The sequence below is a fragment of the Streptomyces sp. 351MFTsu5.1 genome, from assembly GCF_000383655.1.
Classification (GTDB): Bacteria; Actinomycetota; Actinomycetes; order Streptomycetales; family Streptomycetaceae; genus Streptomyces; species Streptomyces griseorubiginosus.
In genome coordinates, this window is sequence record NZ_KB911785.1 from 13539 (window position 1) to 37158 (window position 23620).

At 72.4% G+C, this 23620-nt stretch carries 22 protein-coding genes and 1 pseudogene; 16 read left to right on the forward strand and 7 right to left on the reverse strand.

Annotation, left to right across the window (positions count from 1 at the left end; translation table 11 throughout):
- Nucleotides 1–242 precede the first annotated feature (242 nt).
- The 4 genes from H295_RS0124310 to H295_RS0124325 all read left to right on the forward strand — a co-directional run bounded on the left by H295_RS0124310 (nt 243) and on the right by H295_RS0124325 (nt 5471).
- Nucleotides 243–1292 carry a quaternary amine ABC transporter ATP-binding protein gene (locus H295_RS0124310; protein WP_020137962.1) on the forward strand — a complete coding sequence of 350 codons (1050 nt, stop codon included), beginning with the start codon at nt 243–245 and terminating at the stop codon, nt 1290–1292.
- Nucleotides 1285–3891 (forward strand): ABC transporter permease/substrate binding protein, encoded by a 2607-nt coding sequence (locus tag H295_RS0124315; RefSeq protein ID WP_020137963.1) that lies wholly within the window; start codon nt 1285–1287, stop codon nt 3889–3891. The genes H295_RS0124310 and H295_RS0124315 overlap by 8 nt, the downstream gene beginning before the upstream one ends.
- A gap of 294 nt (nt 3892–4185) precedes the next feature.
- Nucleotides 4186–4755, forward strand: a complete 570-nt coding sequence (locus H295_RS0124320) for a helix-turn-helix domain-containing protein (RefSeq protein ID WP_020137964.1) — start codon at nt 4186–4188, stop codon at nt 4753–4755.
- The gene (locus tag H295_RS0124325; RefSeq protein ID WP_020137965.1) at nt 4752–5471 is read left to right on the forward strand and encodes a helical backbone metal receptor; all 720 of its coding nucleotides are present in this window, start codon (nt 4752–4754) and stop codon (nt 5469–5471) included. The genes H295_RS0124320 and H295_RS0124325 overlap by 4 nt, the downstream gene beginning before the upstream one ends.
- Here H295_RS0124325 and H295_RS0124330 read toward each other — a convergent pair.
- Entirely contained in the window at nt 5383–6507 is a 1125-nt protein-coding gene (locus tag H295_RS0124330) for a TDT family transporter (protein ID WP_020137966.1), read from the reverse strand. The genes H295_RS0124325 and H295_RS0124330 overlap by 89 nt on opposite strands.
- Before the next feature lie 70 nt (nt 6508–6577).
- Here H295_RS0124330 and H295_RS0124335 point away from each other — a divergent pair, with 70 nt between their 5' ends.
- Nucleotides 6578–7522: a LysR family transcriptional regulator gene (locus H295_RS0124335; protein ID WP_051135602.1), complete on the forward strand. Its 945-nt coding sequence runs from the start codon at nt 6578–6580 to the stop codon at nt 7520–7522.
- A 219-nt stretch (nt 7523–7741) separates the two neighbouring features.
- Here H295_RS0124335 and H295_RS0124340 read toward each other — a convergent pair whose 3' ends face one another.
- Together H295_RS0124340 and H295_RS0124345 are read right to left on the reverse strand one after the other, a co-directional pair.
- A complete protein-coding gene (locus H295_RS0124340) occupies nt 7742–8431 on the reverse strand; it encodes a gamma-glutamyl-gamma-aminobutyrate hydrolase family protein (RefSeq protein WP_020137968.1) in 690 nt (229 codons plus the stop codon).
- 67 nt (nt 8432–8498) lie between these two features.
- On the reverse strand, nt 8499–9236 hold the full coding sequence (locus H295_RS0124345) for a FadR/GntR family transcriptional regulator (protein ID WP_020137969.1): 738 nt from the start codon (nt 9234–9236) through the stop codon (nt 8499–8501).
- A gap of 93 nt (nt 9237–9329) precedes the next feature.
- Between H295_RS0124345 and H295_RS0124350 the strand changes: the two genes are divergently transcribed.
- The 4 genes from H295_RS0124350 to H295_RS0124365 are packed head-to-tail and all read left to right on the forward strand — an operon-like array spanning nt 9330 to nt 13685.
- Nucleotides 9330–10688, forward strand: coding sequence for a glutamine synthetase family protein (locus H295_RS0124350; protein WP_020137970.1), 1359 nt, complete (start codon nt 9330–9332; stop codon nt 10686–10688).
- A gap of 27 nt (nt 10689–10715) precedes the next feature.
- Nucleotides 10716–12089 carry an aldehyde dehydrogenase family protein gene (locus H295_RS0124355; protein ID WP_020137971.1) on the forward strand — a complete coding sequence of 458 codons (1374 nt, stop codon included), beginning with the start codon at nt 10716–10718 and terminating at the stop codon, nt 12087–12089.
- Nucleotides 12086–12871: a 3-oxoacyl-ACP reductase gene (locus tag H295_RS0124360; protein ID WP_020137972.1), complete on the forward strand. Its 786-nt coding sequence runs from the start codon at nt 12086–12088 to the stop codon at nt 12869–12871. The genes H295_RS0124355 and H295_RS0124360 overlap by 4 nt, the downstream gene beginning before the upstream one ends.
- Before the next feature lie 40 nt (nt 12872–12911).
- On the forward strand, nt 12912–13685 hold the full coding sequence (locus tag H295_RS0124365) for a DUF2510 domain-containing protein (protein ID WP_020137973.1): 774 nt from the start codon (nt 12912–12914) through the stop codon (nt 13683–13685).
- Between the two features lies 1 nt (nt 13686).
- Here H295_RS0124365 and H295_RS0124370 read toward each other — a convergent pair whose 3' ends face one another.
- On the reverse strand, nt 13687–14889 hold the full coding sequence (locus tag H295_RS0124370) for an amino acid deaminase/aldolase (protein WP_020137974.1): 1203 nt from the start codon (nt 14887–14889) through the stop codon (nt 13687–13689).
- A 799-nt stretch (nt 14890–15688) separates the two neighbouring features.
- The gene (locus H295_RS0124375) at nt 15689–16249 is read right to left on the reverse strand and encodes a hypothetical protein (protein WP_158691063.1); all 561 of its coding nucleotides are present in this window, start codon (nt 16247–16249) and stop codon (nt 15689–15691) included.
- Nucleotides 16250–16409: 160 nt separating this feature from the next.
- Here H295_RS0124375 and H295_RS0124380 point away from each other — a divergent pair, with 160 nt between their 5' ends.
- The gene (locus tag H295_RS0124380; RefSeq protein ID WP_234021670.1) at nt 16410–17369 is read left to right on the forward strand and encodes a hypothetical protein; all 960 of its coding nucleotides are present in this window, start codon (nt 16410–16412) and stop codon (nt 17367–17369) included.
- Nucleotides 17366–18541 (forward strand): type VII secretion-associated serine protease mycosin, encoded by a 1176-nt coding sequence (mycP, locus tag H295_RS0124385; protein WP_020137977.1) that lies wholly within the window; start codon nt 17366–17368, stop codon nt 18539–18541. Before H295_RS0124380 ends, mycP begins: the two co-directional genes overlap by 4 nt.
- 12 nt (nt 18542–18553) lie before the next feature.
- Here the strand turns inward: mycP and H295_RS0124390 are convergent, their stop codons facing one another.
- A complete protein-coding gene (locus H295_RS0124390) occupies nt 18554–19537 on the reverse strand; it encodes a serine hydrolase (RefSeq protein WP_020137978.1) in 984 nt (327 codons plus the stop codon).
- Between the two features lie 150 nt (nt 19538–19687).
- Here H295_RS0124390 and H295_RS0124395 point away from each other — a divergent pair, with 150 nt between their 5' ends.
- Complete coding sequence (locus H295_RS0124395) at nt 19688–20419, forward strand: SseB family protein (RefSeq protein WP_028809701.1); 732 nt, start codon at nt 19688–19690, stop codon at nt 20417–20419.
- A 40-nt stretch (nt 20420–20459) separates the two neighbouring features.
- Here H295_RS0124395 and H295_RS0124400 read toward each other — a convergent pair whose 3' ends face one another.
- Nucleotides 20460–20825 (reverse strand): DUF1844 domain-containing protein, encoded by a 366-nt coding sequence (locus H295_RS0124400; RefSeq protein ID WP_020137980.1) that lies wholly within the window; start codon nt 20823–20825, stop codon nt 20460–20462.
- Between the two features lie 345 nt (nt 20826–21170).
- Between H295_RS0124400 and infC the strand changes: the two are divergent.
- The 4 genes and pseudogenes from infC to H295_RS0124420 all read left to right on the forward strand — a co-directional run bounded on the left by infC (nt 21171) and on the right by H295_RS0124420 (nt 23581).
- A pseudogene (gene infC, locus H295_RS0124405) lies at nt 21171–21861 on the forward strand (translation initiation factor IF-3).
- Between the two features lie 110 nt (nt 21862–21971).
- Nucleotides 21972–22166: a 50S ribosomal protein L35 gene (gene rpmI / locus H295_RS0124410; RefSeq protein ID WP_003977225.1), complete on the forward strand. Its 195-nt coding sequence runs from the start codon at nt 21972–21974 to the stop codon at nt 22164–22166.
- 97 nt (nt 22167–22263) lie between these two features.
- Entirely contained in the window at nt 22264–22647 is a 384-nt protein-coding gene (gene rplT, locus H295_RS0124415) for a 50S ribosomal protein L20 (RefSeq protein ID WP_020137982.1), read from the forward strand.
- 91 nt (nt 22648–22738) lie between these two features.
- The gene (locus H295_RS0124420; protein ID WP_020137983.1) at nt 22739–23581 is read left to right on the forward strand and encodes a TrmH family RNA methyltransferase; all 843 of its coding nucleotides are present in this window, start codon (nt 22739–22741) and stop codon (nt 23579–23581) included.
- Nucleotides 23582–23620: the final 39 nt, after the last annotated feature.

The window sequence follows — 23620 nt, forward strand, 5'->3', positions numbered from 1 at the left end:
TGCCGTACAGCACCGACAGCGGCTGTCTCTGCCGTACGGCACCGACAGTGGCCGCCGCCGTGCAACTCGTCCGGCGGGTGCGCGACGTCGGGGGCATGTGTGTGCGTCCTGTGAACCAGGACACGGGCGTGTTTGACCGAAGGACACATGGGCAGGCGCGGCCCCGGAGCGAGGCAGGTTGCATCTTCAACTGTTCGCGGCCCTTCGTCTCCCGCCCAGTGGTCCAGAGTCAAGAGGTACGCGTGTCATCACGGCTTGAGGCAGAGCAGCTGTACAAGGTCTTCGGAAGACGGCCCGAGGAGGCAGTCGAGCGGCTCCGCGAGGGCGCCGACCGGGAGAGCCTGCGCGCCGAGGGCATCACCGCCGCGGTCGTCGACGCCTCCTTCACCGTGGACCCGGGGCAGATCTTCGTCGTCATGGGCCTGTCCGGCTCCGGCAAGTCCACCCTGCTGCGCATGCTCAACGGCCTCCTGGAGCCGACCGCGGGCCACGTCCGCTTCGACGGCCAGGACCTCACCGCGCTCACCGACCGCGAACTGCGGGCCGTACGCGCCCAGAAGATCAGCATGGTCTTCCAGCACTTCGCGCTCTTCCCGCACCGCAGTGTCCTGGAGAACGCCGCCTACGGCCTCGCCGTACAGGGCGTCGCCAAGGCCGAGCGCCTCGAACGCGCCACCGAGGCCCTGGAGCTGTGCGGGCTCAAGGGCTGGGAGCAGTCCTGGCCCGACGAGCTGTCCGGCGGCATGCAGCAGCGCGTGGGCCTGGCCCGCGCCCTCGCCACCGACGCCGACCTGCTGCTGATGGACGAGTCCTTCAGCGCGCTCGACCCGCTGATCCGCCGGGACATGCAGGACCAGCTGCTCCAGCTCCAGAAGACCCTGAAGAAGACCATCGTCTTCATCACCCACGACCTCAACGAGGCCATGCGGCTCGGTGACCGCGTCGCCGTCATGCGCGACGGCCGGATCGTCCAGATCGGCAGCGCGGAGGACATCCTGGTGCGGCCCGCGGACGACTACGTGGCCTCCTTCACCAAGGACGTCGACCGCTCCCGTGTCCTGACCGCGGCCGCGGTCATGGACACCGACCTCGGCGGCGCCGGGGCGGACTGCGACTGCGCGGACGACTGCGAGACCGCGACGCCCGACACGCCGTTCACCGAACTCTGCGCGATCAGCGCGCGCTCCACGCACCCGGTGGCCGTCCTCGACGACGAGCGCCGGCTCGTCGGGATCGTGCCCCAGCAGCGGCTGGTGGGCTTCCTCGGGGACGAGGAGGCCGCCCATGCCTAGGATCCCGCTCGGCGACTGGGTCAACGACTCCGTCGACTGGCTGCTCGACCACGTGGCCTGGCTCTTCGACTTCTTCAAGACCGTCTTCACCGGCACCTACGACGGTATCGACGCCGTCCTCCAGGCGCCCCAGCCCCTGCTGCTCGCGGGCATCCTCGCCGTGATCGCGTTCTGGCTGCGCGGCACCCTCGCCGGACTCCTCACCTTCGCGGGATTCGCCTTCATCGACTCCCTCGACCTGTGGGAGGACGCGATGACGACCCTGTCGCTGGTCCTCGTCGCCACGATCATCGCGCTGGTCATAGCCGTGCCCGTGGGCATCTGGGCGGCCCGCTCGGACCGGGTCGGCGCACTGGTCCGGCCGGTCCTGGACTTCATGCAGACGCTGCCCGCGATGATCTACCTCATCCCGGCGATCCTGTTCTTCGGCACCGGCGCCTCCGCGGGCATCGTCGCGACCCTGATCTTCGCGCTCGCCCCCGGTGTCCGCATGACCGAGCTCGGCATCCGCCAGGTCGACAAGGAGCTCGTCGAGGCCGCCGAGGCGTTCGGCACCACCCCCCGCGACACCCTCCTGCGGGTCCAGCTGCCGCTCGCCCTGCCCACCGTGATGGCCGGCGTCAACCAGGTCATCATGCTCGGCCTGTCCATGGCCGCGATCGCCGGCATGGTCGGCACCGGAGGCCTCGGCGGTGACGTCAACGAGGCCATCGGCCAGCTCAACGTCGGCCTCGGCTCCGAGGCCGGTGTCGCCATCGTGATCCTCGCGATCTACCTCGACCGCATGACGAGCGCGCTCGGCACCCAGGTCTCCCCGCTGGGCCGCCGTGCCGCCGCCAAGGCCCGCGCGACCCAGGGCCTCAGGATCTGGTCCTACCGGCCCAGCCCCCAGATCGCCGTGGTCGGTGTCGTCGTCCTCGCCCTCGTGGCGGGCGGCATGGGGATCTTCGGCGGCACCTCCGGTGAGGCCACCGCCGTCTCCGACGGCAAGGACGTCGGCCAGGGCAAGAAGATCAGCATCGGCTACGTCCCCTGGGACGACGGAGTCGCCTCCACCTTCCTCTGGAAGGAGATCCTGGAGGAGCGCGGCTACCAGGTCGACGCCGAGCAGTTCGACGCGGGACCGCTCTACACCTCCGTCGCCTCCGGCAACGTCGACTTCATGACCGGCGCCTGGCTGCCCACGACCCACGCGCAGTACTGGAAGAAGTACGGCGGCAGGCTCGACGACCTCGGCGCCTGGTACGACAGGACGTCTCTCGAGCTGACCGTCCCGTCGTACATGAAGGACGTCAACTCCCTCGCCGACCTCAAGGGCAAGGCCTCACGGTTCGGCGGGAAGATCACCGGCATCGAGTCCAGCGCCGGTGAGACGGCCCTGCTCAAGAGCAAGGTCCTCAAGGCGTACGGCCTCGACAAGGAGTACGAGGTCGTCGACAGCTCCACGCCCGCCATGCTGGCCGAGCTGAAGCGGGCGTACGCCAAGAAGGCCCCGATCGTCGTCCCGCTCTGGTCGCCGCACTGGGCGTACAACGACTACGACCTGAAGAAGCTCAAGGACCCCAAGGGCGCCTGGGGCTCGGGCGACGGCATCCACACCGTGGCCCGCAAGGGCTTCGCGCAGGACAACCCGGTCGTCGGGCAGTGGCTGAAGAACTTCAAGCTGGACGAGAAGCAGCTCACCGGCCTGGAGGCCGAGATCAACAAGGCGGGCAAGGGCAGGCAGCAGGATGCCGTCCGCACCTGGCTGAAGCGGAACCCCGGCCTGGTCGACAAGCTGGCCCCCGTGCAGAAGGCGGCGGCGGAGACCGAGCGCCCGGTGAACGTGGCCTGGTTCCCCTGGGACGAGGACATCGCCGTCACCTACCTGTGGAAGAACGTCCTGGAGAAGCGCGGCTACCGGCTGAACCTCAAGCAGATGGACGTCGGCCCCGTCTACACGGGCCTCGCCTCCGGGGACCTGGACGTCAACTTCGACGCCTGGCTGCCGTACGCGCAGAAGAACTACTGGGACCAGAGCAAGGACAGCCTCAAGGACCTCGGCACCTGGTACCGGCCGACGTCCCTGGAGGTCGCCGTGCCCTCGTACGTCAAGGGTGTGAAGTCCTACGAGGACCTCAAGGGCAAGGCGGACCTCTTCGGCGGGAAGATCATCGGGATCGAGCCGGGCACCGGCGAGATGAACCTCCTCAAGACCAAGGTCCTGCCGGGCTACGGCCTGGACAAGGAGTACGACGTCGTCGACGGCTCCACGCCCGCGATGCTGGCCGAGCTGAAGCGGGCGTACGCGAAGAAGCAGCCCGTCGCCGTCGTCCTGTGGTCGCCGCACTGGGCGTACAGCCAGTACGACCTGACCAAGCTGAAGGACGACAAGAAGCTCTTCGGCGAGGGCAACACCATCCGGACCATCTCGAACGAGGACTTCCCCTCGCGCTACCCGCAGCTCACCCGGTGGATCAAGGGCTTCCGCATGAGCGAGGCGGAGCTCGGCAGTCTGGAGGCCGAGATCAACGAGCGCGGCCAGGGTCACGAGGAGCAGGCGGTCGCCGCCTGGCTCCAGGAGCACCCGGAGATGGCCGGGCGGATGACACCGTCATAACCGCTCCCCGAGCACGGTAAGGATCCGGCCAACCACATAGAGCTACGCCATCGCCCGAACTCTTGCGCCGACTAGGGGACTTGAGAGGCCGAGAGCGGGCACGTGACCGAAACCCGGCCCCCTGGAACACTTCCAGGGGGCCGTTCGGCTGGCGCGAAGTGTGAGGTACGGTCACCCGCCGTATGACATCGATGTGACGGCCGCATGAAACGGTTTGCCGAACATGCGTAGGGTGCAGACAACTCATCAGGGGACGGGCCACAGGACCGACGAGCGAAGGAGGGAGCCGGAGCCATGGGCGACCACAAAGAACAGCCCCTTCGGGTCGGCGCGGCCGTGCGCCGCAGGCGCCGCGCACTGGAGCTCACGCTCGCCGTCGTCGCCGAGCGCAGCGGCCTCTCGGTGCCCTTCCTGAGCCAGATCGAGAACGAACGCGCCCGCCCCAGCCAGAGCTCCCTGGAGAAGGTCGCCGACGCCCTGCGCACCACGGCCGTCGAACTCCTCGCCGCCGCCGACCCGGCGTGCAGCGTCGACGTCGTGCACGCCGACGGGCCCGAGCCGGACGGCCTGCCCCGGATGCGTTCCCTGGTGCGCGGCCACCACCAGATGCACGCCCAGGAGTTCACCGGCGACCATGACGCCGGGCGCGAATTCCAGTACCGCAACGACCAGTTGATGTACGTCGCCGACGGCGCGGTGGACGTCGAGGCGGAGGGCCGCGCCTACCGTCTGGGCCGTGGCGACACCCTGTATCTGACCGGCGGGGTACGGCACCGCTGGCGGGCCACCGTGGCCGACACCCGCGTGGTCGTCGTCGCCGTCGCCGAGCACATCGAGGCGGTCCAGGACCGGCCCCGGCAGTGAGAGTCGTCTCCCTCGTCCCCTCGCTCACCGAGGCGATCGCCGCCTCGGCACCCGGCGCCCTGGTCGGTGCCACCGACTGGTGCACCCATCCGGCCGACCTCGACGTCACCCGGATCGGCGGCACCAAGAACCCGAAGGTGGAGCGGATCGTCTCCCTCGCCCCCGATCTCGTGATCGCCAACGAGGAGGAGAACCGCGCGCCGGACCTCGCCGCGCTGCGGGAAGCGGGCCTGGAGGTCCTGGTCACGGAGGTGCGGGACGTCCCGGGGGCCTTCCGGGAACTGGCGAGGGTCGTCGAGGCGTGCGGAGTCCCGGTACGGCCGCGCTGGCTGGACGAGGCCGAGGATGCCTGGTCGACGCTTCCTGCGCGGGACGGCCGTACGACAGCGGTCGTGCCGATCTGGCGGCGGCCCTGGATGGTCCTCGGCCGGGACACCTTCGCGGGCGACGTCCTGTCCCGCCTCGGCGTGGACCACCTGTACGCCGACCACGAGGACCGCTATCCGAAGGTCCCGCTCGAGGAGCTGCGGGTGGCGGCCCCCGACGTGGTCGTCCTGCCCGACGAGCCCTACCGCTTCACGCCCGACGACGGTCCGGAGGCCTTCCCCGGCCTGCCCTGTGCCCTCGTCAGCGGACGGCACCTGACGTGGTACGGGCCGTCGCTGGCCGAAGCACCACGGGCGCTGGGCGAGGCCCTGCGAGCAGCGCTCCGCTGAGCAGCCCCCGCGCGGTGTGCAGGGCGGCCGTGCCCCAGGCGGCCACGAGGACGCCGTACAGCCCGACGGCGAGCCACTCGTAGACGAAGAGGCCCGTGTGCCGGGCGAGTGCCTCGGCGCCCGTGACGCAGGTGCCGACCGGGAAGGTGAACGCCCACCAGGTCATCGAGAACCGCATCCCGAGCCGCCGTGCCCGGACGACGTGCGCGACGGCGAGCGCCAGCCACAGCAGCGCGAACCCCATGACCGGGACGCCGTACAGGACTGCGAGGGCGCCGAAGCCCCGGCTGTAGTCGTCCGGCACGACACCGGGGGCCACGTCGGCGAACTTGCCGACGGCGGTGGTGGACTGGCCGAGCGGGCCGAGGACCAGGAAGAGCGTCGGGGTGAGCGCGAGCGGGAGCGGCCCGCCGGTGACGACCCGGGCGAAGACGAGCGGCAGCATGAGCAGGGTCGCGAGGAGGCTGAGCCCGAACATCGCCAGGCAGGCGAGGAGCAGCGTCTCGCGGGGCTGCCCGGCCGGCAGATGCGGCACCAGGAGGGGCCCGAGCGCGGCGGACACCATGGGCGCGACGAGCGGCAGCAGCCACACGGGAGTGGCCTCTCGCGGGTCCGCCCTGTGGCGTACGGCCATGAGGTACGGCACGACGAGGGCGGCCGCGAGCCCCAGGGCCGTACCGACGGTGAACAGCACGGCGTCGAGCGCGACCGCGGCTGTCGTCCCGATCCAGTACCGGCCGACGGTGAGGGCACCGCCGCCGACCGCCAGGAGGGCCATCGCGAGGCAGCCGTAGAAGGGGGCCGTGGCGGGGTCCAGGAGGTGGGCGCGGGCCTGGTCGGCGTGGTGGCGCCAGTGCAGGGCGCGGGCGCCGAGGAGGGTGAGCAGGAGGGCGAGGGACAGCAGCCAGACGGCGGCGCAGATCGTGCGCAGGCCGGGGAGGTGCACGGGAAGCGCGGCGCCGGCGGTGGCGACGATCGCGGTGCCCATGACGGAGGCGTACCAGTTCGGCCCGAGGTGACGGACGGCGGTGACCATGTCCTCACCGTGCCGCGGGGGGAGGGCCGCCACCAGGGAGTACGGCTCTATGAGGACATAAGCTGGTCTTATGGGCGGTAGTAACGGTGACAGCGGGGGCGAGGGGATGCGGCCGACGGTGGGCGGGATGCTGGCGCACCGGGTGCCCGACCTCGGCGCGCTGGAGCTGCTGCTGGCGGTGGCGCGGCTGGGCAGCCTGGGCGGGGCGGCGCGGGAGCTGGGCATCACGCAGCCCGCCGCGAGCAGCCGGATCCGCTCGATGGAACGGCAGCTGGGAGTCGCCCTGGTCGACCGTTCGCCCCGCGGGTCCCGGCTCACCGACGCGGGCGCGCTGGTGACCGACTGGGCCCGGCGGATCGTGGAGGCGGCGGAGGCCTTCGACGCGGGGGCGCAGGCGCTGCGGGACCGCCGGGACTCCCGGCTGCGGGTGGCGGCGAGCATGACGATCGCGGAGTACCTGCTGCCGGGGTGGCTCCTCGCCCTGCGCGCCGGGCGTCCGGACACGGCGGTGTCGCTGCACGCGGGCAACTCGGCGACGGTGGCGGAACGGTTGCTGTCGGACGAGGCGGACCTGGGATTCGTGGAGGGCCTGACCGTCCCCTCCGGTCTCGACTCGGTGGTGATAGCCCACGACCACCTGATCGTGGTGACGTCCCCGGCCCACCCCTGGGCCCGCCGTCGGCGCCCGCTGGAGGCCGGCGAGCTGGCCGCGACCCCGCTGATCCTCCGTGAGAAGGGCTCGGGCACCCGCCAGGTCCTGGACGCGGCCCTGGGCGGCCTGGCCCGTCCGCTCATCGAGCTCTCGTCCACCACGGCGGTCAAGGCCGCGGCGGTCGGCGGGGCGGGACCCGCGGTCCTGAGCGAACTCGCGGTCGGGGAGGAACTGGCCATGCGGCGCCTGGTCGCGGTCCCCGTGGCGGGCGTCTCCCTGGCCAGGGACCTGCGCGCGGTATGGCCCACGGGCCACCGCCCGGTGGGCCCGGCGAGAGACCTGCTGTCGCTGACGCGGGGCTAGGGGTGGGGCGGAGGGGCGTTCGGTCCGGCGCCGGGGCCTGGCCCGAGAGCCGTCGTCGTTGAGGCAGGTCAGGGCCTGGCTGGAGGGTTGTTGTCGTTGGCGCAGGTCAGGCCCGGGCCGGAGAGCCGTCGTCGTGGACGCAGGTCAGGGCCGGGCCGGAGAGCTGTTGTCGCGGACGCGGGTCAGGACCGGGGCCGGAGCCGCTGTGGTCGACGCAGGTCAGGGCCGGGTCGCCGCCGACACCAGCGCCTGCATCACCCGCAGGTCCTCGCCCATCTCCGGGTGCCACTGGACGCCCAGCACCCAGGGCGGGCCCGGGAGCTCGACGGCCTCCACCGTGCCGTCCGCGGCCTGTGCCGACACCGTGAGGCCGGTTCCGAGGCGGTCCACGGCCTGGTGGTGGTAGGTCGGTACGGCGGTCTCCTCCGGGACGACGGTGCCGTACAGCGTGCCCGGCACGGGCTTCACGGTGTGGTGGCCGAAGACGCCCGGCACCTGGGCGTGGCCGTCGATGTGCTGGACGAGGGTGCCGCCGAGGGCGACGTTCAGGAGCTGCATGCCCCGGCAGATGCCCAGCAGCGGCAGATCGGCCGCCAAGGCCGCCTTGATCAGGGCCAGCTCCCAGGCGTCGCGGGCGCGGGCGGGCGGACCCGTGCGCGGGTCGGGGGTGGCGCCGTAGTGGACCGGCTCCACGTCCGGGCCGCCCGCGACAACCAGGCCGTCCAGGCGGGCCACCGTCGCCGCCGCGTGCTCGGGGGCGTCCGGCGGGAGCATCGCGGCCAGGCCGCCCGCGCGCTGCACGAGCCGCGGATACCCGGCCGGCAGCAGCGCCGCCTCCAGCTCCCACAGGCCCCAGCGCGTCCCGGCCTCCAGATAGGTGCTGACGCCGATCAGCGGTCGTACGGTCACTCGGCCCTCCCAGACTTGCAATGGCCCACAGTCATACCTTTGTGCCTCAGGGGGGCTCGAAGCAAGGTCACGCAAGGAATCCCCGCAGCAGCGCCGCCGTGCCCGCGCAGTGCTCCCGCATCATCTCCCGCGCCCCGTCCGCGTCCCCGTCCAGGACCGCCTCGACCAGCGCCGCGTGCTGACGCTGGGAGTGCTCCAGGTTGCGGACCAGCAGCGGGATGCAGTCCAGGAGGTCGTTCACCGAGGCCCGTACCGCCGCGTACTGCGCGGTCAGCGTCGGTGAGCCGCACAGCTCCGCCAGGGTGAGGTGCAGCAGCGTGTCCAGGCGGCGGTAGTCGGTCAGCGGGGCTTCCTGCGTGGCCGCCAGCGCCTCCCGCAGCCGCCGTGCCTGCTCGTCGGAGAGGCCGTGGGTCGCGCACAGGCCTGCCGCGCCGACCTCGAGCACCTCACGGAAGCGCAGCACGTCCTCGATGTCCGACTCGGCTATCCGGCGCCGCAGTTCCTCCTCGCCGCCCGCGTCCGGTGTGCGGGGCAGCACGAACGTGCCGCCGTACCGCCCGCGTCGCGACTCCACAAGACCCTGGTCCTGGAGCACCTTCAGCACCTCGCGCAGCGTCACCCGGCTGATCCCCAGCCGCTCGGCGAGTTCCCGCTCGGCCGGCAGCCGCTCGCCCCCCGGCACCAGCCCGAGCCGCACCACCTGGAGGATCTGCTCCAGCGCCTCCTCGAAGCCGTTGCCCGCCCTGACCGGCCGCAGCACCGGCGTCAACCGGTCGTCCGGCCCGCCGTCAGCGTCCACCGACATCTGGCCGACCCCCCTTCCCAAGCAATGGTCGTGAGCAATACCTTATGGCTCCCGGCCCGGTCGGAAAAACGCAGTAGCCGAAGGAGTTCTCCCGTGGCAGACCGCACACCCCCGCTCAGCGTCGAGGAGCTGCACGCCTTCGTCGCGAGCGGTGAGATCGACACTGTCGTCCTGGCCTTCCCCGACATGCAAGGCCGTCTCCAGGGCAAGCGGTTCGCCGCCCGTTTCTTCCTCGACGAGGTGCTCCACCACGGCACCGAGGGCTGCAACTACCTCCTCGCCGTCGACACCGAGATGAACACCGTCGACGGCTATGCCATGTCCTCCTGGGACCGCGGCTACGGCGACTTCGCCATGCACCCCGACCTCGCCACCCTGCGCCGCGTCCCCTGGAACGCCGGTACGGCCATGCTGATCGCCGACCTCGCCTGGGAGGACGGCTCGCCGGTCGTCGCCGCGCCCCGCCAGATCCTGCGCCGCCAGCTGGAGCGGCTCGCCGAGCACGGCTTCACCGCCCAGGTCGGCACCGAGCTGGAGTTCATCGTCTTCAAGGACACCTACGAGCAGGCCTGGGACGCCAACTACCGCGGCCTCACGCCGGCGAACCAGTACAACATCGACTACTCGGTCCTCGGCACCGGCCGCATCGAGCCCCTGCTCCGCCGGATCCGCAACGAGATGGCCGCCGCCGGGCTCACCGTCGAGTCCGCCAAGGGCGAGTGCAACCCCGGCCAGCACGAGATCGCCTTCCGCTACGACGAAGCCCTCACCACCTGCGACCAGCACGCGATCTACAAGACCGGCGCCAAGGAGATCGCCGCCCAGGAGGGCGTCTCGCTCACCTTCATGGCCAAGTACAACGAGCGCGAGGGCAACTCCTGCCACATCCACCTCTCGCTCGCCGACGCGGCCGGCAACAACGCGATGGCCGGCCCGGACGGCATGTCCGACGTCATGCGGTACTTCCTCGCCGGACAGCTCGCGGCCCTGCGCGACTTCTCGCTGCTCTACGCCCCCAACATCAACTCCTACAAGCGGTTCCAGCCGGGCTCCTTCGCCCCCACCGCCGTCGCCTGGGGCCACGACAACCGCACCTGCGCGCTGCGGGTCGTCGGCCACGGCCGCTCGATGCGCTTCGAGAACCGGCTGCCCGGCGGGGACGTCAACCCGCACCTCGCGGTCGCCGGGCTCGTCGCGGCCGGCCTCCACGGCATCGAGCAGAAACTGGAGCTGCCCGAGGTCTGCACCGGCAACGCCTACACCGGCGAGTACGCCCACGTCCCCACCACCCTGCGCGAGGCCGCCGAGCTCTGGGAGAACAGCCCCATCGCCAGGGCCGCCTTCGGTGACGAGGTCGTCGCGCACTACCGCAACATGGCCCGCGTCGAGCTGGACGCCTTCGACGCGGCCGTGACCGACTGGGAGCTGCGCCGCTCCTTCGAACGCCTGTGATCCCGAGTGTCCGAGAAAGGTCCACCGTTGTCGTACGAGCATGAGCTGACCGTCCTCAACCCGGCCACCGAGGAGGTCGTCGCCACCGTCCCCGCCGCCGGCGCCGCCGATGTGGACGCGGCCGTGGCGCGCGCGGCCAAGGCGCAGGAGGGGTGGGCCCAGGCGGCGCCCGCCGACCGGGCCCGGCTGCTGCGCCGGTTCGCCGACGTCGTCGACCAGCACGTCGAGGAACTGGCCCGGCTGGAGGTCCGCGAGGCGGGCCACCTGCTCGGCAACGCCCGCTGGGAGGCCGGCAACGTCCGGGACCTGCTGGAGTACGCGGCCGGGGGAGTGGAGCGGCTCAGTGGCCGCCAGATCCCGGTCCCCGGCGGCCTCGACATCACCCTCCTCGAACCCCTCGGCGTGGTCGGCGTCATCGCGCCCTGGAACTTCCCCCTGCCCATCGCCGCCTGGGGTACGGCCCCCGCGCTCGCCGCCGGCAACGCGGTGCTCCTCAAGCCCGCCGAGACCACCCCGCTGACCGCGCTCCGCCTCGCCGAACTCGCCCTGGAGGCAGGGCTGCCGGAGGGCCTCTTCCAGGTGCTGCCCGGCCACGGCCCGGTCGCAGGGACGGCGCTGGTCGAGCACCCCGGTGTCGCGAAGATCGTGTTCACCGGCTCCAGCCGCACCGGCCGAGACGTCATGGAGCGCTGCGCCCGCCAGGTCAAGCCGGTCACCCTCGAACTCGGCGGCAAGAGCCCCAACATCGTCTTCGCCGACGCGGACCTGCGCACGGCCGTCGACCCCTTCTCCTTCCTCGACAACTCCGGCCAGGACTGCTGCGCCCGCACCCGGATCCTGGTCCAGGAGACGGTCTACGACGAGGTCCGCGAACTGCTCGCCGAGGCCGTCGCCTCCGTGGTCGTGGGCGACCCCGCCGACGAGCGGACCCAGATGGGCCCGTTGATCTCCCGTCAGCAACTGGAGCGCGTAAGGCAGTTGGTGCCCGCCGAGGCCCCCGGCCTGCGGGGCAGCGCGCCCGACGGGCCCGGCTTCTGGTTCGCGCCCACCGTCCTCACCGGCGAGGCGCCCGACTCCGCCGCCGCCCGCGAGGAGATCTTCGGACCGGTCGCCGTCCTGCTGCCCTTCACCGACGAGGCCGACGCGATCCGGCTCGCCAACGACACCCCCTATGGCCTCTCCGGGTCCCTCTGGACCCGCGACCTGGGTCGCGCCCTGCGCGTCTCCCGGGCGGTGAAGGCCGGCAACCTGTCCGTCAACTCCCACTCCAGCGTCCGCTACTGGACCCCCTTCGGCGGCTACAAGCAGTCCGGACTCGGCCGCGAGCTCGGCCCGGACGCCCTGACCGCCTTCACCGAGACCAAGAACGTCTTCATCAGCACGGAAGGCCCCGCACAGTGACTGCCCAGGAAAACATCTGCCGTCGCCTCGTCGGCCGCACGGCCGTCGTCACCGGAGCCGGCAGCGGCATCGGTCTCGCCACCGCCCGCCGGCTCGCCTCCGAGGGCGCCAACGTGGTCTGCGCCGATGTCGACGAGACCCGCGGCAAGGCCGCCGCCGAGGAGGTCGGCGGGCTCTTCGTCAAGGTCGACGTCACCGACCAGGAGCAGGTCGAGGCCCTGTTCAGGACGGCGTACGACACCTACGGCAGCGTCGACGTCGCCTTCAACAACGCCGGCATCTCCCCGCCCGACGACGACTCCATCCTGGAGACCGGCCTGGAGGCCTGGAAGCGGGTCCAGGAGGTCAACCTGACCTCCGTCTACCTGTGCTGCAAGGCCGCGATCCCCTACATGCGGCAGCAGGGCAAGGGCTCGATCATCAACACGGCGTCCTTCGTGGCGCGGATGGGCGCGGCCACGTCCCAGATCTCCTACACCGCCTCCAAGGGCGGCGTGCTGGCCATGTCCCGTGAGCTGGGCGTGCAGTTCGCGCGGGAGGGCATCCGGGTCAACGCCCTGTGCCCCGGGCCGGTCAACACCCCGCTCCTCCAGGAACTGTTCGCCAAGGACCCCGAGCGCGCCGCCCGCCGTCTGGTCCACATCCCGGTCGGCCGGTTCGCCGAGGCCGAGGAGATCGCCGCCGCCGTCGCCTTCCTGGCCAGCGACGACTCCTCCTTCGTCAACGCCAGCGACTTCCTCGTCGACGGCGGCATCTCGGGGGCGTACGTCACGCCGCTGTAGGTCCCACCCCCGTGCCTCGACGAGGTCCTACAGTGCCCCCATGAGCAGGACGCTCCCGCCCGGCTGGTACCCGGACCCCGACGCTCCGCAGCAGGAGCGCCGGTGGGACGGGACGGCCTGGACGGACGACCGGCGCGCTCCCGAACCCCCCGGCCCGCCACGACCGGCCGGCGGGGTCTCGGGGCGCGCCAAGGCCGTCGCCCTCACCGTCTCCGGGGTCGTCCTCGTCGCCGCCCTCGTCAGCGGGGGCATCGCCCTGACCCGGGGCGACGGGGACGACGTGGTCGCGGACCCGGCACCGGAGTTCCCGCTCCCGGCCCCCACCCCGGCCACTTCAACCCCTGCGGCCCCGTCCCGCATGGCCGACGAACTCGACGGCATCAGCCTGCCGTTGCCCGGCGGCTGGGCCCCGGCGAGACACGTCACCCGCGACAACCTCGTGATGACCACCGAGGGCGGCAAGGTCTTCACCCGCACCCTGCCCGTGAACTCCGCGCGGTCCCCGGCCTCGCTCGCCGCGCAGGACATACCGCGGGCCGCCGGCGGTTCCTACGGCGGCATCCGCGGCCACTCGGTCGTCAGGGCCGAGCACGTCGCCGTCGCCGGATCCCCCGGCTACCTGGTGCGCTGGCGGATACGGACGGCCGAGGGCCCGGGAGGCTGGGTCCAGTCGCTGGCCTTCAGGCCCCGGGCCGGTACCGGACCCCCGCGGGCCGTGGTCGTCGTGCGCTTCGTCTTCGACGCGGGCCCGGCCGGCCCGCCGCTCGCCGACATGGACCGGATCACCCGGGGGATCCGGTCCCTCGACCGCTGACCTACAGGAATGTGTGGCCTTCCCCGCGGTACGTCGGAACGGTCGCCGTCACCGCGTCCCCCTCGATGAGCCGCAGCACCTCGAACCGCTCGCACAGCTCACCGGCCTTGGCGTGCCGGAACCACACCTTGTCACCGATCAGCAGGTCGTCCGCGGGCGCGCCCAGCAACGGGGTCTGCACCTCGCCGGGCCCCTCCTGGGGGTCGTACTTCAGGCCCTCCGGCAGATACGGCACCGGCAGCCGGTCGGGTCCGGCCGCACCGGAGGCCGGATAGCCGCCGCCGAGGACGGTCACCACGCCCACGCCCGGCCGACGCACGACGGGCTGGGCGAACAGGGCCGCCGGACGCCCGCTGAAGGACGTGTAGTTGTCGAACAGCCGCGGCACGTACAGCCCCGACCCGGCCCCGATCTCCGTGACCGAGTCCTCCGCCGCGGTGTGCTGCACACTGCCGGTCCCGCCGCCGTTGACGAACTCCAGATCCGGTACGACGGCCCGCACCGCGCGCACCACCGCGGCCCGCCGCTCCGCGAGCTCCTTGCGGGCGGTGGCCTGCATCAGCCGTACGGCACGCGAACGCAGCGGCCGCCCGGCCACCGAGTCCCCGACACCGGCGATGTGCCCCTCGTAGGCCATGATCCCCACGACCTTGAACCCGGGGCGCCGGGCCACCGTGCGGGCCATGTCGGCGACCTGGGCGGGGGAGTGCAGCGGCGAACGCCGGGCGCCCACGCGGACCTTGCCGCCGAGGAGCCTCAGCGAGGTGTCCAACTCCAGGCAGACCCGGATGACTTCGGTGCCGCCGGCCCGGGCCCCGTCGATGAAGGCGAGCTGGGCGGGGTCGTCCACCATGACCGTCACGGCGGCGGCGAGCTTGGGATCGGCGGCGAGTTCGGCGTATCCGGCGCGGTCGGCGGACGGGTAGGCGAGCAGCACGTCGTCGAAACCGCTCCTGGCCAGCCACAGGGACTCGGCGAGGGTGAAGGACATGATGCCCGCGAAGCCGTCCTTGGCCAGGACCCGTTCGAGCAGGGCCCGGCACCGCACGGACTTGCTGGCGACGCGGATCGGTTTGCCCCCCGCCCGGCGGACGAGGTCGTCCGCGTTGGCGTCGAAGGCGTCCAGGTCCACGATCGCGAGGGGGGCGTCGAGATGGGCGGTGGCCCGGTCGTAACGGGCCCGGTCGGCGGCGCGCGCAGTCATGAACGAAGCCTGCCAGACAGGATTACCGCAGGGTAGGGGGACGTTCCGGGCAGATGCCCCCGGCCTGGTGGACTGGTTCCCGGTCGGCCCACCACAACCCGTAGAGTGACGCGCACGCACGCAGGGCTGTTCGCCCTCCCGACGCCGCCGCGCCGGGATGCCGGACCTCCCGTGCGGGTATGCGTGCCCGGACGGCCGTCGTCCACACCGACGACACCGAAGCGGGGCGCGCGCACGACCGAACGGCCCGGACATGAGGAAACGGGGGGTGCATGAGCACGGACGCACGCCGCGCCTCGATTCCTCCACGGCCGGCTCAGCCGCCGAGGGCGGGAGAGGGCGAGTCCGGGTCCGGCTCGGCGCCGTCGTCCCAGTCGCCGGAGGAGGCGGGCCGGGAATCCGGGACTTCCGGCGGCCGTGTGACGGACAACACCGAATGGCAGGCCTTCGGCGAACGCGTCCGGCGCAGCGCGCAAGCGCCTGGGCAGCCGAGGTTCGGCGGCTTCGACTGGCAGCAAGCCGGAGAGACCGCCGCCCGCACGTCCGACGGCGCGGGCAGCGCACCGGACGGGGAGCGGGCCTCGGTGCCGAACCCCGCGCCGCGCCCCCCGATACGGCCCCCTGACGCCGAGGGCCTCGTTTCCACACCGCCCGGCACCGATACCGCCGCGGGGGCCGTGCCGACGCCGTCCGGCGGTCAAACTGCGGCGGGCGTTGTGCCGACGTCGTCCAGCAGCCAGACGGTCGCCGGGGCCGTGCCGACGCCGACCGGTACCGACGCCCGGTCGACGTCCGGCGCTCAGGGCGCCCACCGTCCCGGCTCGCCGAAGCCCGGTGCCTCGTTCTCCGACACGGCTCCGCCGCCGCCCCCCGCCTCCGCCCGCTTCCCGGACACGCCCCCGCCTCCCGGCGCCGGTGCGGGACCGTCGGCCCCCCGCCCGACGCGCTCCGCGACGTCCGACCCCGGCCCGATGCCACCCGAGTCGGGCACCGGTGCCCCCTCGCGCGGCGCCGTGCCGCCCCGGCCGACGTCCCGGCCCTCGATACCGTCGGCCCGTCCCGGTGCCCCCGCCGAGGCCGCCTCCGAGACGACCGTCCGGATGCGGCCGGTTCCCGGCGGGAGGGAGACCGGCGAGGGACGTACGGGCTCGCCGTCCGGGGCCTCCGGAGCGCGGACCACCCCGTCCGGCGGCCCCGCGACCCCGCCCAGGCCCAAGACGCGCCCCGACGCCGCGCCGCCCGCGCCCGACACCAGCCGTACGGTCCCCGGACCCGTGCGCCCTTTCGTGGACTCCCGCCGCACCGCCCCCGGCCGTCCCGCGGCCGACGCGAGCGGCACCGGTTCCGTACGCCCTTTCATGGACCCCCGCCGCACCGGTCCCGACCGCCCCGCGGCCGACGCGGGCCGAAACGGTTCCGGGACCGGGCACCCCGCGGCCGACCCGGGCCGAACCGCTCGCTCCGCGACCACACCCCCGCCCCCGGCCGCCCCACCGCGGCCCCCTTCGAGCCCCACCCACATGCCCGCCACGCCCCCCGCACCCGCCCAACCCCCCTCCCACCAGGCGGCATCGGCCCAGGGACCCCGCGCCACCTCCCTCTCACCCGACCCCGCTCTCTCCTGGAGCGCCACGCTGCCCCCGCAGGCCGGACCTCCCGGCAGCGGGCGGCCCGTCGTGTCGTTCGGGGAGCCCGAGGTCGGCTACCGGGAGCGGTCGTGGCAGGTGCGGATCCCGCCCAGGATCGCCGCCGCTGCCGGGGCCGTCGTACTCGGTCTCGGGCTCATCGGCGGTGCCGTGACCGGGAGTTGGCTGATCGGGGACTCGGGCGAGGACGGCAGCGGCGACCGCTTCGCGCAGGCCGGTGAACTCTGGCACAGCGTGCCCGTGGACCAGCTGTTCCCGCCGACCGTCGACGGCCAGGGCGCCGGTCCCGGCGGAGCCGACCGCACATGGACGCGGATCGCCGTCGCCCCGGACAGCGGCTGCACCGGCGCGTTCGACCCCCTGCTGCGCAAGGCCCTCGCCCCCGTCGGCTGCGAACGCCTGCTGCGCGCCACCTACACGGACGCCACCCAGAGCTACCTCACCACCGTCGGCCTCCTGTTCACCGACGCCGACGCCACCGCCATGCGTGAGCTCGACCAGCGCTTCACGAAAGAGGGCCTGGACAAGCGCACCGACCTGATGCCCCTCCCGTACGCCGCGAAGAACACCCTCGCCGCAGACTTCGGCGCCCGGCAGCGGGGCTCGTGGACGATCTCCGTTCTCACCGACGCCCCGGTCGTCGCCTACGCGGTCTCCGGCTGGGTGGACGGCCGTGCCGTCGACACCCCGGAACCCGCCGCGCAGGCCATGGAGCCGGGCGACACCAGCCCCGCCGCGCAGGCCGGGCTCGGCAACGAGGCCAAGGGACTGGCCGACCGCGTCGAACGCGCCCTGCGCAAGACCGCCACCTCGCCCTCGGAGCAGCCCTCATGAGCGTCACGACCCGCAGGGCAGGTCTCCTGAGCGTCCTCCTCGCCGCCTCCGTCGCCCTCGTCCCGCCCACCGCCGCGCACGCCGACGGCATCCGCGCCAAGCAGTGGGCCCTGGACGCCATGCACACCCAGCAGGCCTGGCAGACCACCAAGGGCGCCGGCGTCACCGTCGCCGTCCTCGACACCGGCGTCGAGAACGACCACCCCGACCTCGTCGGCAACGTCCTCACCGGCAAGGACATGATCGGCTTCGGAGCCGTACGGGGGCAGCGGCCCTGGGCCCGGCACGGCACCGCCATGGCCGGCATCATCGCCGGCCACGGACACGGCGTCGGCAACGACGACGGCGTCATGGGCATCGCCCCCGAGGCCAAGATCCTCCCCGTCCGCGTGATCCTGGAGGACGACGACCCGGCCCGTGCCAAGGCCCGCAACACCCGGGGTAACGCGCTCGCCGAGGGCATCCGCTGGGCCGCCGACCACGGCGCCGACGTCATCAACCTCTCCCTCGGCGACGACTCGGCCTCCGCGCACCCCGAGGCCGGCGAGGACGACGCCGTCCAGTACGCCCTCAGGAAGGGCGCCGTCGTGGTCGCCTCGGCCGGCAACGGCGGCGAGAAGGGCGACCACATCTCGTACCCGGCGGCCTACCCGGGCGTCATCGCGGCCACGGCCGTCGACAAGTTCGGCACCCGCGCCTCCTTCTCCACCCGCCGCTGGTACGCCACGGTCGCCGCCCCCGGCGACGACGTCGTCATCGCCGATCCCGACCACAAGTACTACGAGGGCTGGGGCACCAGCGCCGCCTCCGCGTTCGTCTCCGGCGCGGTCGCCCTGATCAAGGCCGCGCACCCGGACCTGACGCCGGCCCAGATCAAGCGCCTCCTGGAGGAGACGGCCCGCAACGCCCCCGCCGGCGGCCGGGACGACTCCCGCGGCTTCGGCTTCGTCGACCCCGCGGCCGCGCTCAAGGCGGCGGCCCGGCTGCGGCCGTACGACCTCCAGCCGGCCGCCTACGGCGAGAAGTACTTCGGCTCCGGCCCGGACACCGCCACGTCGCAGGACGACACGGCCAGTTGGGCGGCCCCGCTGGCAGGAGGCGTCGGCGTCGGACTGCTGGTCGTCGCGGTGGTCCTGTGGCGCGGCCGCCGGCGCTCCCACGAGGACTTCTGAAACAGCCGCGTCTCAACGGGACACGGCCGCGGCTGACGCCCCCGTATCCGCGTCCGCCTCCGTGAACACCGACACCGCCGCCTTCGCCGCCGCCTCCACCAGCGAAATCCCCTCCGCCTGCGTGGAGTTGCCGTTCGACAGCACCGCCACCAGATACGCCCGCCCGTCCACCGTCACCCGGCCGATGCTGTTGACGTCCCACAGCCCGGTCGTACTGCGCGGCAGCCACCCGTTCTTCAGCGCGAACCCGGAGCCGTCGGCCGCGGCGGAGACCCCCCACCGCTGGTCCGCCTCGATCTGCCCCATCAGCCCCTGGAGATACGACCGCGAGGCCTGGCTCAGCGCTGAGTCGTCCCCGAACACCTGCTGCAGCAGCGTGAGTTGATCGGCCGCCGTGGTCTGCGTCAGTCCCCACAGCGCGCCGTCACCCCCCTCTGTGCCGGTCAGCCCGAACGTCTTGTTGGCGGCGCCGAGCCCCGCCGCCCTGCCGATCGCGTCCCACAGCGCCGACGCCGAGGCGTTGTCGCTGTTCTCGATCATCGACGTGGCGTACGCCTTCTCCCCGGCGCTCAGCGAGGTCCCGGCCTCTTGGTGGCGGAGCAGCAGCGCGGCCAGGATGTCGACCTTCACGATGCTCGCCGTGTCGAAGGCGCTCCCGCCGTACACCGCGCTGTCGCCGGAGTCCACGTCGAGCACCGCCGCCGACACCTCGGCCCGGCCCGTCACGCGCACCGACTGCATGGCGCTCGCGAGCCGCCCGTCGAAGTCCACCACCGGCTCCGCCACGGCCGCCTCCTGAGTCGTGGTCGCCGACGGCGGGGAGGCCGACGGCGTCGCGGCCGACGATACGGCCCCGCCTCCGGAGTGCGCCTGCGCCTTCACGTAGACCGTCCCCGCGGCCGTCGCGCCGACCACGGCGACCGAGGCGAGCGCGAGGGACAGCAGGGGCCGGTGGGACCTGCGGGCGCGGCGACTTGCGGCTCTGGAGGACTCCATGGCGCCGATGCTGGGGCCGCCGACTGTGCGGGACGTTGGACGGACGTTAGAGCTGTGTCAGCGATCGCTGAAAAACCTGTGAAAGCCGTCACGGACCGGTTTCCGGGCCCGCACAACCGCAAGAGCAACCCCCCGATAGGGTCGGTGACCGTGGCGAACAAGAACATTCCCGACCCCGGCTTCTCCGACGACGACGGCTCCGCCGATCCACGGCTGAGCGCGGCGCTCGCGGCCTGGGCCGAGGACCGGGCCGCCGTGGGCCCCGTCCTGGAGGCGCTCAAGGGTGCCCGGCTGCTCGTCCCGGTGGTCGCCGTGCTCGGCGAGGTCGAGGAGGACGAGAACGGACTGCGCCGCGAGAAGACCAGCGACATGGCCGTGCCGACGCTGAAGGCCGGATCCCGGACCGCCCTGCCCGCCTTCACGTCCACCGACTCCCTGGCCCGCTGGGACCCCGAGGCCCGCCCCGTCGCCGTACCCCTGCACCAGGCGCTCCAGGCGGCGGCGCACGAGAAGGCGGACACCGTCGTACTGGACCTGGCCGGTCCGGTGCCCTTCGAGCTGACCGGTTCCGCTCTGCTCGCGCTGGCCGAGGGCCGCTCGAACGCCGATCCGCTGGCCGATCCCGCCGTGATCGGGGCCGTACGGGACGCCGTGGCCGCCGAGTCCGCCGTGCTGCGCGCGCACCTCGGGCCGGGGCAGGCGGACGGCACTCTCGCCCTTGTGCTGGAGCCGTCCGCGACGCCCGCGGACGCCGCGCGGGCCGTCGCCGAGCGCCTCGCCGCCGACGAGACGCTGAGGGCCCGCCTGGTGCGCGGCCTCGACCTGGCAGTCCTGCCGGCCGGGGCCACCCCTCCGGGCGAGCCCTTGTACGTACGGGGATGACCCGACCGCGAACCGGTCGGGTCACGAGTGACGATCCGACCTAGCCGTAGATCGGCCCGGTGTACTTCTCTCCGGGGCCCTGGCCCGGCTCGTCCGGGACCAGGGACGCCTCGCGGAAGGCCAGCTGGAGGGACTTCAGGCCGTCGCGGAGCGGGGAGGCGTGGAAAGAGCTGATCTCGGTAACGGACGCGTCCAGGAGGCCGGCCAGGGCGGTGACCAGCTTGCGGGCCTCGTCCAGGTCCTTGTACTTGTCGCCCTCCTCGGTCAGACCGAGCTTCACGGCGGCGGCGCTCATCAGGTTGACGGCGACGGTCACGATCACCTCGACGGCGGGGACCTCCGCGATGTCGCGGGTCATCTCGTCGAAGCCGGGGGAGTCAGGGGACGCGGGAGGGGTGTCACTCATGTCCCACACGATAGGGCCCGGTGCAGGCCGGTTCGCACCACCCCCTGGATGCTGCTAACCTTGTGTGACGACCGGCCGGACACACCTGTGTGTAAGTGTGACCGGCCCACAAGTGGAGGCTCCGATCTCCCACCCGACCGCCCTCCGGGGAGGCGGGTCACCCCGGTCAGGCGGCCGCCATCGTTCCGTACGGACGATGGAGTCGCCCGAAAGCGCGCCCCGCGTCCTCGCGGCGGTGCTCCGGCAGTGTTTGGAGCCCCGTCTGTGATCGTCCGGGGCATTTTTTGTGCTTCGGCGCGGTTAGGTCTTAGGAAAAAGACATACGCGGCTGTCCGCCAGACCGCCGTGTGGTGCTAACCGAGGAGGATCCATCAGCGCCGAGCCCCGCATCAACGACCGGATTCGCGTTCCAGAGGTGCGACTTGTCGGTCCCAGTGGCGAGCAGGTGGGCATCGTCCCGCTGGCCAAGGCACTGGAGCTTGCGCAGGAGTACGACCTGGACCTGGTCGAGGTGGCGGCAACCGCCCGTCCGCCTGTGTGCAAGCTCATGGACTACGGGAAGTTCAAGTACGAGTCGGCCATGAAGGCCCGTGAGGCGCGCAAGAACCAGGCGCACACGGTCATCAAGGAGATGAAGCTCCGGCCGAAGATCGACCCGCACGACTATGACACCAAGAAGGGTCACGTCGTCCGGTTCCTCAAGCAGGGCGACAAGGTCAAGATCACGATCATGTTCCGTGGTCGCGAGCAGTCCCGGCCGGAACTCGGCTACCGACTGCTGCAGCGTCTCGCGGAGGACGTGGCCGACCTCGGGTTCGTCGAGTCGAACCCGAAGCAGGACGGCCGGAACATGATCATGGTTCTCGGTCCGCACAAGAAGAAGACCGAGGCGATGGCCGAGGCCCGCCAGGCGCAGGAAGCCCGCAAGGCAGACGCGAAGGCCAACCCCGGCAAGTCGCAGAACGCCGCGGAGGCCGACCACGACGAGGTCGTGGCCGACGTCGAGGCCCCTGCCGAGGCATCCGCCGAGGCGTGATCCGAAGGGACGCGAGTCCCCGACGACATAACCGACACAACACGACGTTCCACCGTGCCCGGTTTCACGACCGGGCACCGGAACGCCACCGACGAGGAGAGAACGGCGCTATGCCGAAGAACAAGTCGCACAGCGGTGCCAGCAAGCGCTTCAAGATCACCGGCTCCGGCAAGGTGCTCCGCGAGCGCGCCGGCAAGCGCCACCTGCTCGAGCACAAGTCGTCCCGTGTGACGCGTCGCCTCACCGGCAACGCCGAGATGGCCCCGGGCGACGCCGCGAAGATCAAGAAGCTTCTCGGCAAGTGAGGCCGGGCGCCCAGCGCCTGAAGCACCTCTAGACCGGGACCCAATCGATACCGGGCCGTGTGAGTCCAACCACGGCCCCGCTACAAGGAGTTAACAAGTGGCACGCGTCAAGCGGGCAGTCAACGCCCACAAGAAGCGCCGGGCGATCCTCGAGGCGGCCTCCGGCTACCGCGGTCAGCGTTCGCGCCTGTACCGCAAGGCCAAGGAGCAGGTCACCCACTCGCTGGTCTACAACTACAACGACCGCAAGAAGCGCAAGGGTGACTTCCGCCAGCTGTGGATCCAGCGCATCAACGCCGCTGCCCGCGCCAACGGCATCACGTACAACCGCTTCATCCAGGGTCTGAAGGCCGCGAACATCGAGGTCGACCGCAAGATCCTGGCCGAGCTGGCCGTCAACGACGCGACCGCGTTCGCCGCGCTGGTCGAGGTGGCGCAGAAGGCCCTGCCGGACGACGTCAACGCCCCCAAGGCGGCCTGACGCCGCACTGGGCCCAGGCCGAGTGACTGAACGGACCCGCGGGCTCTGCCTGCGGGTCCGTTGCGTTGAACCGATGGTGAGAGTGAGTCCGATGACTGCTGCCCCCGAGCTGATCTCCCCCCGTTCCGCCCGCGTCTCGGCGGCCCGGCGGCTCGCCCGGCGGAACTTCCGGGGCAAGGAGCGGCTGTTCCTGGCCGAGGGGCCGCAGGCCGTGCGGGAGGCCGCGGGGCACGGACTCGTGGAACTGTTCGCCACCGTGGAGGCGGCTGAGCGGTACGCCGACATCATCGGGGCCGCGCGCGCCGTGGGTGCCCGGGTGCACCTCGCCGCCGAGGACGTCGTCGCCGACATCTCGACGACCGTCACCCCGCAGGGCCTCGTCGGGGTCTGCCGGTTCCTGGACACCCCCTTCGAGGAGATCCTCGCCGCCCGGCCGAAGCTCGTCGCCGTGCTCGCCAACGTGCGGGACCCGGGCAACGCCGGCACCGTCCTGCGCTGCGCCGACGCCGCCGGCGCCGAGGCCGTCGTGCTGACCGACGCGTCCGTCGACCTCTACAACCCCAAGGCCGTACGCGCCTCCGTGGGCTCCCTGTTCCACCTGCCCGTCGTCGTCGGCGTCCCCGTGGAGGAGGCCGTCGAGGGGCTCAAGCGGGCCGGGGTGCGCATCCTCGCCGCCGACGGGGCCGGCACCGACGACCTCGACGACGAACTCGACCAGGGCACCATGGGCGGCCCGACCGCCTGGATCTTCGGCAACGAGGCCTGGGGGCTCCCGGAGGAGACCCGCGCACTCGCGGACGCCGTGGTGCGCGTCCCGATCCACGGGAAGGCCGAGAGCCTGAACCTCGCCACCGCCGCCGCCGTATGTCTCTATGCGTCAGCCCGTGCACAGCGCGCCTCCGGAGGGTGCCGCTCCGTCACCGAGAACCAGTAGGGTGACCAGCTCGGGGGCCCCTCAGACGCCTGAGAGGTG